The sequence below is a fragment of the Lentibacter sp. genome (genome assembly GCF_029254145.1).
Classification (GTDB): Bacteria; Pseudomonadota; Alphaproteobacteria; order Rhodobacterales; family Rhodobacteraceae; genus Lentibacter.
Genome location: NZ_JAQWYD010000118.1, coordinates 18,506 through 34,622 on the forward strand (window position 1 = coordinate 18,506; position 16,117 = coordinate 34,622).

Annotated in this window: 14 protein-coding genes; 7 read left to right on the forward strand and 7 right to left on the reverse strand. The window is 50.2% G+C overall.

The features are described from left to right. Positions 1-23: 23 nt before the first annotated feature. From P8O11_RS13655 to bchF, 4 genes are read right to left on the reverse strand one after another with little or no spacing between them, the layout of a single operon-like run. Complete coding sequence (locus P8O11_RS13655) at positions 24-3,560, reverse strand: cobaltochelatase subunit CobN (protein ID WP_300294962.1); 3,537 nt, start codon at positions 3,558-3,560, stop codon at positions 24-26. Beyond that, positions 3,553-5,109 (reverse strand): ferredoxin:protochlorophyllide reductase (ATP-dependent) subunit B, encoded by a 1,557-nt coding sequence (gene bchB, locus P8O11_RS13660; protein ID WP_300294963.1) that lies wholly within the window; start codon positions 5,107-5,109, stop codon positions 3,553-3,555. Before bchB ends, P8O11_RS13655 begins: the two co-directional genes overlap by 8 nt. Then, complete coding sequence (locus P8O11_RS13665; protein WP_300294964.1) at positions 5,106-6,386, reverse strand: ferredoxin:protochlorophyllide reductase (ATP-dependent) subunit N; 1,281 nt, start codon at positions 6,384-6,386, stop codon at positions 5,106-5,108. Before P8O11_RS13665 ends, bchB begins: the two co-directional genes overlap by 4 nt. Further along, positions 6,383-6,850 carry a 2-vinyl bacteriochlorophyllide hydratase gene (bchF, locus tag P8O11_RS13670; RefSeq protein WP_300294965.1) on the reverse strand — a complete coding sequence of 156 codons (468 nt, stop codon included), beginning with the start codon at positions 6,848-6,850 and terminating at the stop codon, positions 6,383-6,385. The genes P8O11_RS13665 and bchF overlap by 4 nt, the downstream gene beginning before the upstream one ends. A gap of 361 nt (positions 6,851-7,211) precedes the next feature. Here bchF and P8O11_RS13675 point away from each other — a divergent pair, with 361 nt between their 5' ends. Both P8O11_RS13675 and ppsR read left to right on the forward strand, forming a co-directional pair. Next, on the forward strand, positions 7,212-7,883 hold the full coding sequence (locus P8O11_RS13675) for a B12-binding domain-containing protein (RefSeq protein ID WP_300294966.1): 672 nt from the start codon (positions 7,212-7,214) through the stop codon (positions 7,881-7,883). 60 nt (positions 7,884-7,943) lie between these two features. After that, positions 7,944-9,356: a transcriptional regulator PpsR gene (ppsR, locus tag P8O11_RS13680; RefSeq protein WP_300294967.1), complete on the forward strand. Its 1,413-nt coding sequence runs from the start codon at positions 7,944-7,946 to the stop codon at positions 9,354-9,356. Here the strand turns inward: ppsR and P8O11_RS13685 are convergent. Next, the gene (locus P8O11_RS13685) at positions 9,343-10,209 is read right to left on the reverse strand and encodes a cobalamin-binding protein (RefSeq protein WP_300294968.1); all 867 of its coding nucleotides are present in this window, start codon (positions 10,207-10,209) and stop codon (positions 9,343-9,345) included. The genes ppsR and P8O11_RS13685 overlap by 14 nt on opposite strands. A 955-nt stretch (positions 10,210-11,164) precedes the next feature. Then, on the reverse strand, positions 11,165-11,491 hold the full coding sequence (locus tag P8O11_RS13690; protein ID WP_300294969.1) for a DUF6626 family protein: 327 nt from the start codon (positions 11,489-11,491) through the stop codon (positions 11,165-11,167). Positions 11,492-11,637: 146 nt separating this feature from the next. On the opposite strand from P8O11_RS13690, the gene P8O11_RS13695 reads away from it, so the two are divergent. The 4 genes from P8O11_RS13695 (at position 11,638) to P8O11_RS13710 (ending at position 13,500) form a co-directional block, all read left to right on the forward strand. Further along, positions 11,638-12,096 (forward strand): hypothetical protein, encoded by a 459-nt coding sequence (locus tag P8O11_RS13695; RefSeq protein WP_300294970.1) that lies wholly within the window; start codon positions 11,638-11,640, stop codon positions 12,094-12,096. Next, positions 12,089-12,433 carry a DUF3768 domain-containing protein gene (locus tag P8O11_RS13700; protein ID WP_300294971.1) on the forward strand — a complete coding sequence of 115 codons (345 nt, stop codon included), beginning with the start codon at positions 12,089-12,091 and terminating at the stop codon, positions 12,431-12,433. Before P8O11_RS13695 ends, P8O11_RS13700 begins: the two co-directional genes overlap by 8 nt. A 195-nt stretch (positions 12,434-12,628) precedes the next feature. Further along, positions 12,629-12,913 (forward strand): hypothetical protein, encoded by a 285-nt coding sequence (locus tag P8O11_RS13705; protein WP_300294972.1) that lies wholly within the window; start codon positions 12,629-12,631, stop codon positions 12,911-12,913. A gap of 32 nt (positions 12,914-12,945) precedes the next feature. Further along, positions 12,946-13,500 (forward strand): hypothetical protein, encoded by a 555-nt coding sequence (locus P8O11_RS13710; RefSeq protein ID WP_300294973.1) that lies wholly within the window; start codon positions 12,946-12,948, stop codon positions 13,498-13,500. Between the two features lie 269 nt (positions 13,501-13,769). On the opposite strand, the gene P8O11_RS13715 is transcribed toward P8O11_RS13710, so the two are convergent. Further along, entirely contained in the window at positions 13,770-14,546 is a 777-nt protein-coding gene (locus P8O11_RS13715; protein ID WP_300294974.1) for a hypothetical protein, read from the reverse strand. A 186-nt stretch (positions 14,547-14,732) separates the two neighbouring features. Between P8O11_RS13715 and P8O11_RS13720 the strand changes: the two genes are divergently transcribed. Further along, on the forward strand, positions 14,733-16,117 hold a 1,385-nt coding region (locus P8O11_RS13720; protein ID WP_300294975.1), incomplete at its 3' end, for an AAA family ATPase.

Genomic DNA, 16,117 nt, shown 5'->3' on the forward strand with positions numbered 1-16,117 from the left:
TGGTCCCTTTCCAAAGGTTTGGGTCATTCTGCTGCAATGCCCTCTAATTTATCTTCAATTGTATCGGCTGCGGAATGTAGTGCTGCCAGTGTTGCGTCGTCTGGTGTCCAGTAAGCTCGTTCTGATGCTTCAATCAGCCTGTTCGCCATCCTCATGGAGGCCTGTGGGTTTAGATCCGTTAGGCGCTTGCGCATCACTTCATCCAGCACGAAGGTTTGGCTCAGCTCTGCATAAATCCAAGGGTCTACCTTGCCAGTGGTTGCTGACCAGCCGACAGTATTGGTGATATGCGCCTCGATCAAACGCACACCCTCGTGTCCATGTTTAAATAGCGGCTCGTAAAATTTGGGGTTTAAGCTGCGCGAACGCGTTTCAAGTGCAACCTGATCCTGCAAGGTTCGCACCTTGGTGCTGCCACGAGTTTGGTCGCCTATGTAGACAGGCGTATCAGCGCCTTTGCGAGCGCGTTTGACAGCAGCTGCGATACCTCCCAGAGTATCAAAATAGTGGTCAACTGTGGTCACACCCAGCTCGACGGATTCGATATTTTGGTAAGCAAGCTCGACGGTTTGCAATGTATTATTCAGTAGGGCAGATTGCTGCGTTGCTTCGCCGTCCGTGCCATATGCAAAACTTTTACGTGCTTGATATGCATCTGCTAGATCGCCCTCATCGCAAAACGCGGAGCTGTCAACCAACTGATTCACATTGGAGCCATAGGCACCCTCGGCATTGGAGAATACACGAAGTGCCGCCGTCTTCATGTCACACCCTTGTAATGCCGCAAAAGCCAAGGCATGTTCACGGATCGGGTTCATTTCTACAGGTTCGTCTGCCAGTGCGCATTGTAAAGCGGCATCGGCCAGCAGCTTAGTTTGTAGTGGCAGCAAATCGCGGAAGATGCCTGACAGTGTCATTACAACATCAATGCGTGCACGACCAAGTGTTTCCAGCGGCACCAGATTTGCGCCACACAACCTGCCATGGCTATCAAACCGCGCAGTAGCACCCATCAGAGCTAGAGCCTGACCAATAGGCCCACCGTTAGATTTGATATTGTCCGACCCCCACAACACCAGTGCGATCGTGCGGGGGAGCGTTGGATGCGTGCGCAGCAGTTCGTTCGCCTGGCGCGCGCCATCTTCCATCGCAAAAGCAGTGGGCATTCGGAAGGGGTCAAATGCATGGATGTTGCGGCCTGTGGGCAGAATTTCAGGTGCACGGATCACATCCCCGCCACAAACCGGTGCGATGAACTGACCATTCAGTGCGCGCATCAGAGCGTTAACCTCGTCGTTGCCCGACAGATGCCTGCGCGCAGTTTCGCGCTCAGATTTTGTATCAAAGCTCATGAGACCTAGCATATTTTCAACTGCGTTAGGCGACATGGGTTGACCGACAATGTGTAGACCGTCTGGGATCAACGCCTCCTCGGTCTCCAGAAGTGTGAGCCAAAGCGTATCAGGATCACTGCCATCCAGATGAACGGTCTCCGCCTGCGCTGCAATCAGCTTAGACAGTCCAATGTCATCATCTGGGTGCGCTCGCCATTTAGCAAGACTATCCTTCAGGTCTGCCAACCCGCGATAGAGTCCAGCGGTCTGCAACGGTGGTGTAAGGTGTGTGATTGTCACTGCATTAGCACGACGCTTAGCCAGCGTTGCCTCGGAGGGGTTGTTGGCTGCGTAAAGATAGACGTTAGGCATGTTCCCCATCAGCCGCTCTGGCCAGTCGCGGCCTCCAAGTCCGTTCTGTTTGCCGGGCATAAACTCCAGCGCGCCGTGCATGCCAAAATGCAGCACCACGTCGGCGCACAGATCATTCTTGAGGTAGCTATAAAAGGCGCTAAACGCGTGTGTTGGCGCAAATCCACGTTCAAACAGCAAGCGCATTGGGTCTCCCTCGTAACCGAATGTAGGTTGTACACCAACGAAAACGCGTCCGAATTGTGCACCCAGCACAAATATTTCACTGCCGTTGGATTGTATGCGGCCAGGGGCAGGGCCCCATGTAGCCTCTATTTCTTGAAGCCACGGGGTTTGTGCCACGATGGTGTCAGCGCTGATACGTGAGATGACGTTTGCGGCTTGACCGAAGGTTTTTGCGTTGCCATGCAGGACCGCATTGCGCAGATCTTCAACTGTGGCTGGGGGAGTTAGATCGTAGCCATCTCTCGCCATCTGGTGCAATGTGTTGTAAAGGCTCTCGAAGACTGATAGGTAAGCAGCAGTGCCTACGGCTCCTGCATTCGGTGGAAAACCAAATAACACAATTGCAACGTTCTTTTCATCGTTCCTCTTGCGCCGTAGTAAAGCAAGGCGGTGGGATTTTTCAACGAGTGCTTCAATCCGTTCGATACAAGGCGCCATACCTTTGGTCTCGCCGATTACACTGCATTTGCGCGCACAACCGTCACAACCGTCACTGCTGTGGCGTCCGGCGAAAACCGTTGGGTTTGTTGCACCGTCAATCTCTGGCAAGGCGACCAGCATTGTTGCCTCGATTGGACTGAGGCCTTGATGGCCATTTGCCCACTGCGACAAAGTTTGAAATTCTAGCGGTTGGGCGGCAATATAGGGCACGTCCAACGCCTGAAGTGCAACAATTGCCCCCTCGGTATCATTGTAGGCAGGGCCACCAACTAGCGAAAAACCGGTGAGCGATACCAGAGCGTCAATCTGGCCTTCGTGATAGGCAGTAATGGCGGGCCGCCCGTCAAGACCTCCGGCAAAAGCCGGTATTACGCGAATGCCTTTGGCTTCAAAACTGCGGATGACGTGGTCATAATGGGCCGTATCGCCTGCAAGGATATAGCTGCGCAGCATTAGCAGGCCGATAGTCGCGCTGTTGGTTGCGCGTGGCAGATCGGCAAGGTTTGTGGTGATGCCGTGATCCGGTAGATCGGGGTGATAGAGACCAACCTCGGGGTATTCTACCGGGTCTTTGGCTTTGATTAAGCGCCATCTGGCCACATGGGTATAGCGTGCAATTAAAAAACGGATCATGTTTTCGATGTTATCGTCCGAGCCACCCAGCCAATATTGCATAGATAAAAACCAAGCGCGTAAGTCCTGGCTTTTGCCCGGGATCAGCTTCAGGATTTTGGGGATACGGCGCAGCATCTTCATTTGGCCGGCACCCGCTTTGCCAGAGGTTTTCGCTGGCTTGAGTTTTTTTAAAAGACCCATCGCGCCCGACGCAGGTTTCAACATGTCCAGATCACCCATGCGTGTCAGCTGGGTAATTTCTTGATCCGAGACCACACCGATCATCGCATCGCAATTATCGCGGCGGGCCTTCAACGCAGGCAAAACTGCGCGCAGATGATCTTCAAGGAACAGTACACAAGTTACAATGATGTCGGCAGTTGCAATATCATTGAGAGCCGATTGAAGCGCGGTGGGGTCTTTCTCCCATTCTGTTGCAGCGTGAATGGTCACGTTCAGTCCTGGGAAATCCATCGCCAGCCGCGGGGCAACCCGTGCGGCTGGGCCTGCGGCATGACGGTCTAGTGTCACGATGACAAAATTATACCTCGCATATGACATTTCATCACGCATAGTGAGCCTTTGCATCATAAAGAGTGTCGATTGAAATCTTAGCCAAACCTTTTTGAGTAGCGTATGTTTCTGTGTTTCGGCGGGCTTTACCACGCACAAAGAAAGGTATTTTTCTCAGTTCCTTTTCTGCATCGGGCAGCCAGATCACTTCGCCATCTGTTGTAGTGCACTCTTCCTCGGGGCTTATTGTGGCTTTTAAACTTCCGGCCGCTTGCGTCACAGCATTGTTTGCGGCAAGCGCATGACCTCCATGATGTGAAGGTCCCGCCGCATCGTTGAATTCAAAATCATCGCGGAACATATGTAGTAGATGCTCTTCTAAGCCCATCACCAGTGGATGCACCCAAGTGTCAAAGATCACATTGGCGCCCTCGAACCCCATCTGGGGCGAATAGCGTGCGGGAAAATCCTGCACATGCACAGGTGCTGATATCACCGCGCAGGGGATGCCCAGGCGTTTACCTATGTGGCGCTCCATCTGCGTGCCGAGTATCATCTCAGGTTGTAGCACCTCGATGGTCCGCTCGACCTCCAGATAATCATCGGTGATAAGTGCCTCAATGCCAAAATTTTTGGCAAGAGTACGCACGTCCCGTGCGTACTCGCGATTGTAGCATCCGATACCAGCGACCTCAAATCCCATTTCGTCCCGTGCGATGCGGGCGGCAGTTTTAACATGGGTTCCATCACCAAAAATAAAGACACGCTTGCCCGTCAAATAAGTGCTGTCGACCGATTTGCTCCACCAACTCTGGCGTAGTCGCGCCTCATCGACAGGGACTTTGCTCCCTGATAGGGCACGCACTTCGGAGATAAAATCATTGGTAGCACCCACACCGATGGGCACATGTTTTGTATAAGGCTGACCAAATGTTTTTTCACAATAGCGCGCCGTGCTTTCGCCTGTTTCGGGATAGAGCAGCACGTTAAAATGTGCCTGACCCATTCGTGCAATGTCTGTAGGGGTGGAACCCATGGGTGCTATGATGTTGACCTTGATACCCAGTTCGTAGAGCAGGTTAGTAATCTCAGCCACATCGTCGCGGTGGCGAAAACCTAAGGCGGTTGGTCCGATTATGTTGCAGCTGACGCGAGCAGTTTTTTCCATCGGTTTGGCTAAATGGCGTACGATCTGGAAGAAGGTCTCGTCTGCGCCAAAATTTTCCTTGCGTTGGTAGCTTGGTAGCTCCAATGCGATAACAGGGATTGGTAGGCCCATCGTTTCGGCCAAGCCGCCCGGATCATCTTGGATCAGCTCGGCGGTACAGGACGCACCAACGATGATCGCTTCGGGTTTGAAACGGTCATAGGCATCCTGACAAGAGAGCTTGAACAGGCTGGCGGTGTCAGAGCCAAGATCGCGGGCCTGAAATGTGGTGTAGCTGACTGGTGGGCGGTGGCCACGGCGCTCTATCATGGTAAACAGCAAGTCAGCATAAGTGTCACCCTGCGGCGCATGCAGGACGTAGTGCAGCCCCTTCATGCCGGTAGCGACACGCATTGCACCAACGTGGGGCGGACCTTCGTATGTCCAGACCGTTAGTTTCATTCGGCGGCCTCCAAAATACCTTTGCGGCGCAGTGGCCGTGCAAAAAGCGACGCTAGATCACCAGCCTGTTCGTAAAAGTGAACAGGGGTGAAGATTAGTTCGATCGCCCATTTGGTGGACAGGCCCTCGGCTTCCAGCGGATTGGCCAGCCCCAAACCGCAGACGGTCAGATCAGGGCGCGCAGCACGACAGCGATCTAGTTGCAGATCGACGTCTTGTCCTTCTGAGATCTGCGGGCCCTTAGGCAGCAGATCCAGATCGGGGCCGTGCAGAGTGTCGTGTATATAGGGGGAGCCAACTTCGAGTGAGGTCATGCCGCATTCGCGGGTAAGAAAGCGCGCCAGTGGGATTTCTAGCTGGCTGTCGGGGAAAAAAAATACCGATTTGCCCTCGAGTGACGCGGCTGCTTTGGCGACAGCCTGTCTTGCACGACGGCGTGGTGCTTCTGTGACGGCGTCGAATGTTGCACGGTCTACTTCGAATTCGTTAGCGATTGCTGCAAGCCATGCTGTTGTGCCCTCTTCGCCGAGCGGGAAAGGTGCTGCAATAAAGGTGGCGCCCCTGCGGACGAGGGCAGCGTGCGTACTCCCGAGGAAAGGTTGGGTGAGCGCGAAGACCGTTTTCGGCCCCACCTCCACCTCCATTTCAACGGTGCGGGCAGGTAAAACCTGCACCTGACCAATGCCTAAATCCTTCAACAGTCCCAACATTTGGTCTTCGACCACGTCGGGCAACGCGCCTGCAATTACCAGATTACGAGCTTGCGTTTCAGGCAGGACAGGCACCATTGCAGCCAGACAGGCATCTTCTCCTTCGGTAAATGTCGTCTCGATGCCAGAGCCGGAATATTCAAGAACGCGAACCCGAGGCGCATATAGCTTGGTCAGACGCTCAGCAGCTCGACTCAGGTCCAGCTTGATTACTTCAGAAGGGCAGGAGCCTACCAGAAATAACTGGCGAATGTCAGGTCGGCGCGTCAACAGAGTGCCCACTTCGCGGTCCAGTTCGGCATGCGCATCGTTGAGGCCTGCAAGGTCCGATTCTTCTAGAATTGCAGTGCCGAAGCGCGGCTCAGCAAAAATCATCACGCCTGCCGCACTTTGTAGTAAGTGTGCGCAAGTTCTCGAACCTACGACCAGAAAGAATGCATCCTGCATTTTTCTGTGCAGCCAGATGATTCCCGTGAGGCCACAAAAGACCTCACGCTGGCCACGCTGTTTGAGGACAGGAGACGTGCGACAGCCCAGTGTGGGGGGCGCGGGTGCAAAATTGGTCATGCCACAACCTGCGACTGTAAGCGCGCAATTCGCAATTTCCATAAGAACTGTCCGGCATTGATGATGTAGGCGGCGTAGGCCGCGAGTACGATCACAATCAGCGTTTCAGCTGCTACAACACCAGTAATCAAGCCAAAAAGATAGGTAGTATGCAGCGCGATTACGACGAAGCTAAACACATCTTCCCAGAAGAATGCTGGAGCAAACAGCCATTGGCCAAATACGATCTTTTCCCAAATCGCGCCCGTAATCATAATGAGATATAAGACGGCCGTCTTGGCGACGATCGACACTGTGGCAATGTGGTACCCTTCACCTGTAAGCAAAAACCGCAACACCAACCCAACAGAAATAGCAAAAACCACAAATTGTAGCAGGGCTAGGATGCCTTGGACCTGTGTCCACATCGTTGTATCGCGGCGCGTGCGTTGGGCGTCGGTATAAAGCTGTGACGATCTTGCCATTATGTAGCCTCCCTGGTGGCTTGCTTATACAATAATCTGGCAGCGCTAAGGCGATGTGTCAACTTTGATTTACACTCCGTGGTGGAATTTTATAATGCCAAACATCACCCTTATAAACTTATTTTGTGTTATAATTGGTTACGTCTTGCAAATTGTAATTTTTTATTGACATAAATCCCGGCTTCGCTGACGATAATATGTGTATTGTCGGATGTTGGATTGACCGGCTCTGTACTGATCAGCCATTAGTGGGGTAGGTATGTCTCAGCATCAGCAAGTATTTCGATCGGACTGTTCTGGTGATATCAGCAGAATCGCGTTTAAGGCGCTATCTATTCTAAGCATCGCAAAGGAACGATCCATGAAGCAACAGGTTGTTGCTCTCGACTTTGCTCTACAGCTTTGTGCAGCAGTAGTTTCACCCGATAGGGCGTTACTTGGGCAAGTGATTAAAGAAATCAAAGAGGTTGGGGTGTCGAGTCAGGAGATAAAAACACTCCTTGTTCCTGCAGTTGCGCGACGGTTAGGTGAAAATTGGGTTGGAGATAGAGCAACATTTGGAGATGTCACTATTGGGTGCGCGCGATTGCAGCATCTCGTCCGGTGCCTTAAAACCAATCGGCTTACCAGCCTAATTCATCCGGCTAATCTGATTACTCGCCTAAACTGTCTAGTAATTGTACCTCAAGGAACTCAGCATACTTTGGGTGCTGTTGTTCTGGCTGACCAACTGCGGTCGGCAGGGGCACATGTGAGAATGGCACTTGGTGTCGACAACGTCACTGCTGGACATTTCGCTGCTTGCCAGTCCCCAGATGCTGTTATGATTTCCGCACCTGCCGAAGCAAACATTGGAAATCTTAGGCAACTTATTCAAAGGCTGCGTCAAAAAAGTGCAAGTGCTAAAATAATTCTCGGAGGCGGCGTTGCGACTGAACGGTCCGACCTTGCCTTAGTAACGGGAAGTGACTACGTGTCCAATGAAATTCATGCAGCTCTCGATTTAGTTAAATCAGACAGCCGTGAGGAATGAGCGGTATCAGGAAACTTTTTTGTAGTCATCCGCTCAAAGAAAAGTAAAAGGCTCTGGTCCATGGTGTCAGTTGAAGAAATAAGATGGGCGGAAGGATTAATACCAATTATTGGTCCTGATGCTGTAACGGATATCATCTCAAGCGTGTCCGATGTGGCGTTAGTTATTTCTACTTCAGGGCATATTATGCAGGTCATGGCTAACCCGAATTTCTCTGCGTGTAAGGCTGTAATGGCTTGGGCTGATAGTCAGATTCACGATACTTTGACAGTAGAGTCTGTGCCCAAGTTTGACATGCGACTTAAGAGTTTTATTGAAGGTGACGGTAGTAAACTGGCAACGGAACTTAATCACCAATCAACAGAATATTACAGCGAACTTCCAATGCGCTATACTTTTCATAGTACAGGTCAATCTGGGTCTGTTTTGATGTTGGGGACTGATTTGAGCACTGTAGCTGACATGCAACAACAACTGATTGCAGCACAGATTGCGCTAGAAAACGACTATGAAGTTCAGCGTGAACATGATGTTCGCTTTCGTGTACTGCTCGAAGCCTCCAGCACGGCAACGGTGATCGTCTCAGTAAAAACAGGCACTATAGTTGCTTGCAATGCTGCTACTGAGAAATTGTTTGGCGAGCGACGCGATACTTTGGTGGATTCTGTATTTGCACGAGTATTTGATGAGCTGGGGGAGGTTGATATCCTCGACAGGCTTGTGTTCGCCGCTACTGAACGTTCGACTTTACCTGTCGTCGGCGAATTGGTTCATCGTAACCGCCGCCTTGCACTGTCGCCAATCCTGTTTCGTGGCGCAGAAAGCCAGATGTTACTGTGCAAGATCAAGACGTTGGGCAAGTCCGATACAACCGCTGACCAGATGGTTGCCCGCTTGTTGGAGTTTTATCAGCATGGTGTGGACGGCATGGTGTTTGTTGATAGCACCGGTAATATTATAAGCGCGAACGATTCCTTTCCGCGTCTAGCTGATGTTACGCATATTCCATCTATAAAGGGTCGATCTCTTGCCGAGTTTTTTTTACGTGGATCTATTGATCTAAATGTCATGCTCGAGAACGCGCGCCGAACTGGGTGCATGCGCTTATATGCAACCAAGCTAGTTAGCGAACATGGCACAGAGCGGCCAGTGGAGATTTCCACCACCCAGTTGAATTCGGATGGAAAATTTATTTATGGCCTTGTTATCCGTGATTCCAGGCGTATAGATAACAGCCGAACACCGACGAAGAAAATTAGGGATGTGGATACACAATCTGTGATCGAGCTGATCGGCGGCCAGTCTTTGAAAGATATTGTGTCGAAAACGACGGATGTTGTGGAACAGATTTGCATCGAGAGTGCGGTGGAGATGACAGGAAACAACCGTGTTGCCGCCGCTGAGATGCTAGGTCTCTCCCGCCAGTCGCTTTATGTCAAGCTGCACAAATTTGGGCTTATCAGTAAGACCTGAGCGTTAGAGATTGTTCAGTCTTGCGGTCCCAGAGCTCTGCCATTTTCTGTTTTGCCTCATCAAATGTTTCTGCAATAGCATCCAGCCCCATAAGTTGCAAAAAAGGTTTACTGTGTTCCACATCCTGCCCGCAGACCAATATCAAAGAATGAGGGCAACATATATTTAAAGCGACCACTAGCTTCGAGAGCGGCTCCATCGTATGTTTGCCACCAATTGACAGGCCTATTATTCCACTCGGCTGACGCTCTATTTGGTCGACAAGTGAATTATGGTCCAACCCAACCTTCAGGTCTATTTCCCAACCATCCTTACGAAATATATCAGTCGCCATACGCACACCAATTGTATGATTCTCGCCTGGAACTGAAGCAAAAATGGCAGTTTTGCCGTGCACTCGTAAGGGTGTTTCAAATAAAGGGCGCATGCCACGCATTATTGCCAGTAACCTCCCTGTTCCCAAGGTGACGGTTACAAAGTCAATTTTGTTATCGTCCCACATATCGCCAAGCATGCGAGCCGCTCTCGCCATGTAAATAAGGTAAATGTCTTCGGTTTTTGTGCCATCATGGCGTAAATGCATGATGAATTGTGCTGCCGCCGCTTCGTCTTTCGACAACAACGCATCACACAAAGCTATAATTTCTAAGTTTGAGGGGACTGCCGGAGTCCGTAGTAGTTTGTTTTCACGCGACCCGACCCGGCTAATCACTTCCCTCGCCAAACTCATTACAACATCTTCGGGTAACTCATTTGTCAGGCGGTGTATGTTGGTACTGGTTTGCTCATATGTTCGAATTTCTATGGTATTGTGGTATTCTCGGTCTGTTGAAGTAATCTCTTCATTTGACATTTGACTGCACTCCAAGAATAGAATTTGGCGATAGCGGCATTCAAGGCTGCTTGACCTGATTTTAAGCGTAAATGCGCAAACTTATTATCATCGTTGTAGTTCGCAAAGGTTTTTGGAACTTAGTTAGCCTTAACTAAAAAAGAATTATGTCACATTAAATTAGGTTTATTATGCAGTAGGTTGCCTTTTATGCAAGCGTCGAGTCACGAGTGTCTTTCGTTTGATCCTTTCCCCTTCCCGGCAGGGTATTGGCAAAGCCAATGCACAAGAGGAGGCTTTCCTGCACCGCAGCAAATGCGCGAAGCCTGACAAGAAAGGCGCTTGAGTTCTATCTGGAGCGCCGCTTTCTGCGGCTTCAACACTTTTTTTCACAGAATTGGCTCAAACCTGCTGTTAGCAGCGAGATGCACATATTTCCGCTGAGCTTAGCCGTTATCATCTTCGTCCAGTAAACGAGGGAGCACCACCTTGGGTTATTTCAAGTATGCATGTCGTACATATTCACAACCAAAACCTAAGGACCCTACAAATTTCAACATCCGCATATATTCTACACAAGAGCCCACGTAACACGCCAACCCGCGTTTACAGCCACACGCAGCCGTTTTGCCAAACTCACTGCCTTACGCCTGCTTATTAACGGCGACAGCTACCAGAGCTTTGCCCGTCAGCTGAGGTTGTGAGGCTTTGGAGCGTTAAAGGGCTTAGGTTTGCGCTTTTTGAGTGCGGGCTTCTTGGATTTTGCGGGTTTGGGAATAGGCAGCTGAGTGGGGCGCTTACATACTACTTCTGCTATGCGCATTACATGGCTCCTCTGCAGTATGGAGTGATGCAAAATCACCACCGAACTTTTGTAAGTACTTCTCTATAAAAAACCGCAGCGCATTTTTTTGCGGCTGCAAGGGGAATTTTGGGAGCGAGATATCATATCGAGCGCGACATGCTTGAAGCCAGCTCATGCACCCATCCTCTCGGGCTCACGCCATACCGCCTCAGCCTGCTGCGCTATAGCCTGATCACACAGGGCCTTTAGGCCAACCAATCTAGTCGCCCACTGCTTGTGCTGCACAACCTCTGAGCCACTCAGACGCGCAGCATAATGACCCAGCTTGTTAGAACAGATTGTCAGTGTCTCCACACTTGGCTCAATGCGGTTGTAGCGCAACACGCGGATATAGCCTTCGCTACGCCCTAGCCAGCTGCGGCAAAACTCTGGTGTGTTCTGGACGATGCCGCTCTGTATTAATTCATCTCGTAAGTGCTCTAGTAATCTTATGCTCATGGCTGCCTCCAGTTGGATATGTGCAGCTGTATTTATCCAGTTATCTCATATTATCGTATATAATCAGTATCTTGTCGGTCTTTCCGGTAGCTCTGCATTAAGTCTGAACATACGCTTTAGCTGTAAACAGATAGCAAGGAGCGCACATGACACATCTCGCAAAGCTTACATTCAAAACTGTTGATCGCAGCAGCAAGCGCGATCCCATCATAGCACGGCGTGACAAACTCGTAGCAGGGCGTAAAGAACAAAAGCTAGTACATGCAGCCGCACTCAGAAAGGAAGACCACCGCGTTGAACGACACAAGTGGGCCAAAGATGAGTTTGGGGAAGCACAGCTGATCAAAACTCACCGCAGAGTGCGTCCATGGTTCTTTGAACAAGACGGGGGGTGGTACGTGCAATGCCGATATGGCGCACGTGTGATTGCAGCTGATGGAACCAATAACGCGGTGTTTGTGAAGTCATTGGCTGAGGTGGCTGGTGTTCTAGATGCCTTGCTCAATGCTGCTGCTGCAGGGGAGCTGGATGCGGCCATTACCCGAGTGGCAGAGCGCCAACCACGCCTCAAACCCGGTGCGGCCAAGGCGAGTGCCAATGGGTGAGACCACTACAAACCCTCATGCAGCCAAAATAGCAGCACTTAATGATCGCGCACGGCAGCGTGTTGATCCGTGTCGCTGGGTGATCACTCAGGGCGTTCTGGCCTGTGACCCCATTACAGTTGCTGAGCTGTTGATTGCTGTAGAAGACTTTGACAGCTTCACAGAGGACAACGACCCCTATGCGGAGCACGACTTTGGTGTGATCAAACTCCACGGCAACACGTTCTTTTGGAAGTTTGATTGTTATGACGTGGATCTGCTGATGCATTCACCTGACCCAAGCGATCCCACTGTGACCACGCGTGTGCTCACCGTCATGCTAGCGGACGAGTATTGAGCTAGACATAAAAAAGGCCAAGCATCCTGTTGGATAGCCCAGCCTAAAGCACTTGATAATATCGACAGGAAAGTTGGGCTAACTCATGAATAAGGTCTCAATAGTATACTTATGACGGGCTTTGCAACCCGATACCGAATTATGCTATCGTTTTTGTTATTAGCGATAAACCAACACATGGAGACGATACTTGTTATGAGCTCACTTCTTAAGAATATCGCAAAAATGCAGATTATGCTTGCTGATATGGAAGCCGAGCTTGGTATCAGAGATATCGGGGTTATCGAAAAGTCTGTTTTGAGTGCGATCGCTGATTTAGCCGGTGATGCACATCTGGTGAGCACCAAGGACATCTTGCAGCATCCTTTGAACAACGTTTACTCGCGCCCATCGCTGTTTCGGGCGCTGAAAAATCTTGAGAGCTTGGGCAAAATAGCTAAAGGTGGCGAGAAGCGCGGCCTTTATACGCTTGTAGGTTAAAGCGCATAAATGCAGAGAAGGGCACACCACACTTGAAAGAGCATATTCAGAACTTTCTGATCGTGAGCGTTGCTTACATTACTGCGTATTCACTTGTGCTCGGCTTCGTTTCTCCTCTTCAGCAGATGCTGCTCAGCAACGTCGTTTCTGAATTAAGCGTTCTGTTTTTGCCGCATGGTGTGAGAGTTCTGGCTTTTTACTTACTCGGTTGGAGAGCTGCCTTTTACCTTTTGCCTGCGTCTTATCTCATGATGCTTTTGACCGCACAGGCTGGAATCACGCTCAATACTTGGGCGCCAGTTGTGAGCGTCATTGGTTGCTATTTTGGTTTTGCGCTAATTACCCGTTTCTTTCCAGAAAGCGTAACCCATCGCCAGTTTCCGAAATGGCAGTATTTTGGCCTTATAGCACTTCTCGGCTCTGTTCTTAACAGCGTGGGCAATACCATTCTGTTAAAGCAGGAGTTAGATATTACCGTCGCAGCAGGTTATCTCATTGGTGACATGGCTGGCTTCTTCGTCTGCTTCTTAATCCTAATGTATGCATTCCGATTTGCCAGACTGCTGACCACAGTGAACGACGCCTAGGCTTTTGTAAGGCTCAGGTTGCTAATGATCTTTGCGATCCATCCCAGCACAAACACAGCAAATCTGCCCTACAAAAAGTCAGCACCGAGGGTCGTGAGACAGCAATACTCAGGGCAAACACGCTATTTGAACTTACAGTGTTAACACGGCGTTTATTTGCAAATACCCAAACACTCCTGTTGCAAACAGCGTGTTTGACAAAAAACTCAAACATGGCGTTTCCAAACAGCGTGTTTGGATTATTATTAAATAAAATCAATGCCCCAATTTTATCGTCGCAGTGCTTTTGGGAATTCTCCACAACCAACATTCTCGATATATTGCTCCGCAGTGCGCAAATATCTGTTTGATTGGTTGGCTATGCTAATGTGAGCGCGCTTGTTATGTCGCTCAATGGCAGCGGCACTGCGCGTTCTTGTATGTCCGTACCTTGAGGGCGGTAAAAGGTTTGGCTTTAAGCCTGCCATAATTCCCAAGTCGTAAGCGGATACTTTGGGGTGCGCGCATCGCAAGTCCCAGACTTTAAGTACGCGATAAAGATTATAGGCAGACGCATTTGCATAAATTGGGTATTTTGCCGAGGAAGCTCTGCGGCGCTCACTTGTGGAACGCATAACAATTGCTCGTCCGTGAATAGCTTTGATTTCTTCATGGATTTGATTGAATGAGCGATAAGGATCAATGCGATATAATATATCGCCTTCTGCAATATCGGGCTGTTTGGTTACAAGGGCGCTCTGCTCGGCAAACAGATATTTTCCATGTGCCCACCAATCCTCGAACGCAATATCGAAGATATTTCCAAAGTCCTGATACAGTTTGAATAAGTGGCCCTTACCGCCATTGGCACAGGTTATTTGATAGCTCTTGTTGCGTTTTAAAAACGCCCACCACAAGTAATATATAGAGGCTTTATAAGGCTGGGCTTCCCGATAGGGCAGGTTGCAACATCCCTTAAATCGGCTCTTTGATGTCTCACTGAGATAAGGTGGGGTGGTCTCAAACACCAGCGTTGCTGAGCTTGCATTGGCCTGATTGTTGACCATGACTCCGTCTCCTTCCAAAAGTTAAGGAGTCAAAATTATCCCGATTTAGTCATTATAAAAGTCTCAATCTGATGGTTTTAAAAATCGAAGATTGATCGGCGCAGCTCGTAGTGCCCCAAAATCTTTAAAACCCAGATGCAAACAAACAGACCCAAGAGGGCCCAATTATTGATGAAGGGAAACACCATGTCTGCTCAGACACAAATTAAGACTGACATCCACCAACGCCTTGATGCAATGCACGCAGCCCGTGCAATCTGGGAAGAAGGCACCCTGCGTGCTGCCAATGAAGAGCTCTATGCCATTCTTGAAGGGGTCTATGCGCTGTATGCGGAGCTCAAAGCTGAGGTTGGCAAGCGCCGTGCGTTTGCAGCTCTTCTGACTGACCTTGAGATCAAAGCCCAAGCAAACACCAGTCTTGCTCTTAAAGTGATACGGTATGTGTTTGCGGGACAAGGTCGCCGTGAAGAAGCCTATGCACGTGTCGTGGCAATCGCTCATGATATGAAGGGGCCAGATCAAAGCTTCACCAGCTATGTGCAGGAATGTGGTGGCATTGAAGAAGTACGCCGCATGCCCAAATCCACAAAATCAACAACCATGTCCAAAGAAGATTTCAAGAAGCTGGCGCTTGAGGGTTTGCAGGAAGTGCAAGTTGGCGTGAGCACCTTTGACCTTCCAACCTTCATCCAGCCCAATACCGATTACGAGGAAGACTATGCTGTTGCGCTTGTGCGCTGCAATGACAATGGCACAGGCACGATTGTTTACGGGTGCAACGAAGCAGGCATCATTGACGCTGTCTTGGTATCTTCAGGCAAAGACTTGGATGAACGCGCCCAAGAAAGCCTTGCCAAGCTTGACGCAGGTGATCTGGCAACCAAGCGTGCACGTGATGTGCGTGAGTTTGCGTCCAAAATGATCCGCGTTGGATCAGGTGCACAAGTCAGTGTGTCTGCGGTGGAGTGCGCACAAACGGCGCAGCAACTCAGACCTATGGGTAAATCTAACGGTGAGTGGGGCAGTCAGTTTTTGCCCCACTCCATCTACATGCATCCAAAGGAGTTGATCATGTCATTTGATCTCAAACACCTACCACGCTGCTTTGGCGATTTGGTTATTGCGGACCCGCTAAATGCCAGTGTCATTTGTTCATATTGTGAGCTGCCACCAGCCAAGCCTCTGTTGCTCGCAGGGCCACCAGGTGCAGGCAAGACAGAAGCGGCGCGTGTGATCGCTCACAGTTACTATGAGCAACGCAATATTCAGCACATGCATTGGGAGTTTAATGCTGCCAGCCTTGGTAAAGACTATGAGGCCAAGATCATGTCCGAAGTTAACTACCAGATGTTTGGCAATCTGGACAAAGCTCTGATCGTCATCAACGAGATTGACGAGATGGACCTACGCACAGTGCAACCCAAGTTCCGCGAGTTTATGGACGCCAAGCGTCATCTGATCCGCTTTGTGGCCACCACGAACCACAAGAGCCGCATCATGGGGGCTGTGCTCAGCAGGTTCCGCGTAATTGACCTAGACCCGCCCAGCAACCTTGATTGGGTCGATCGTGC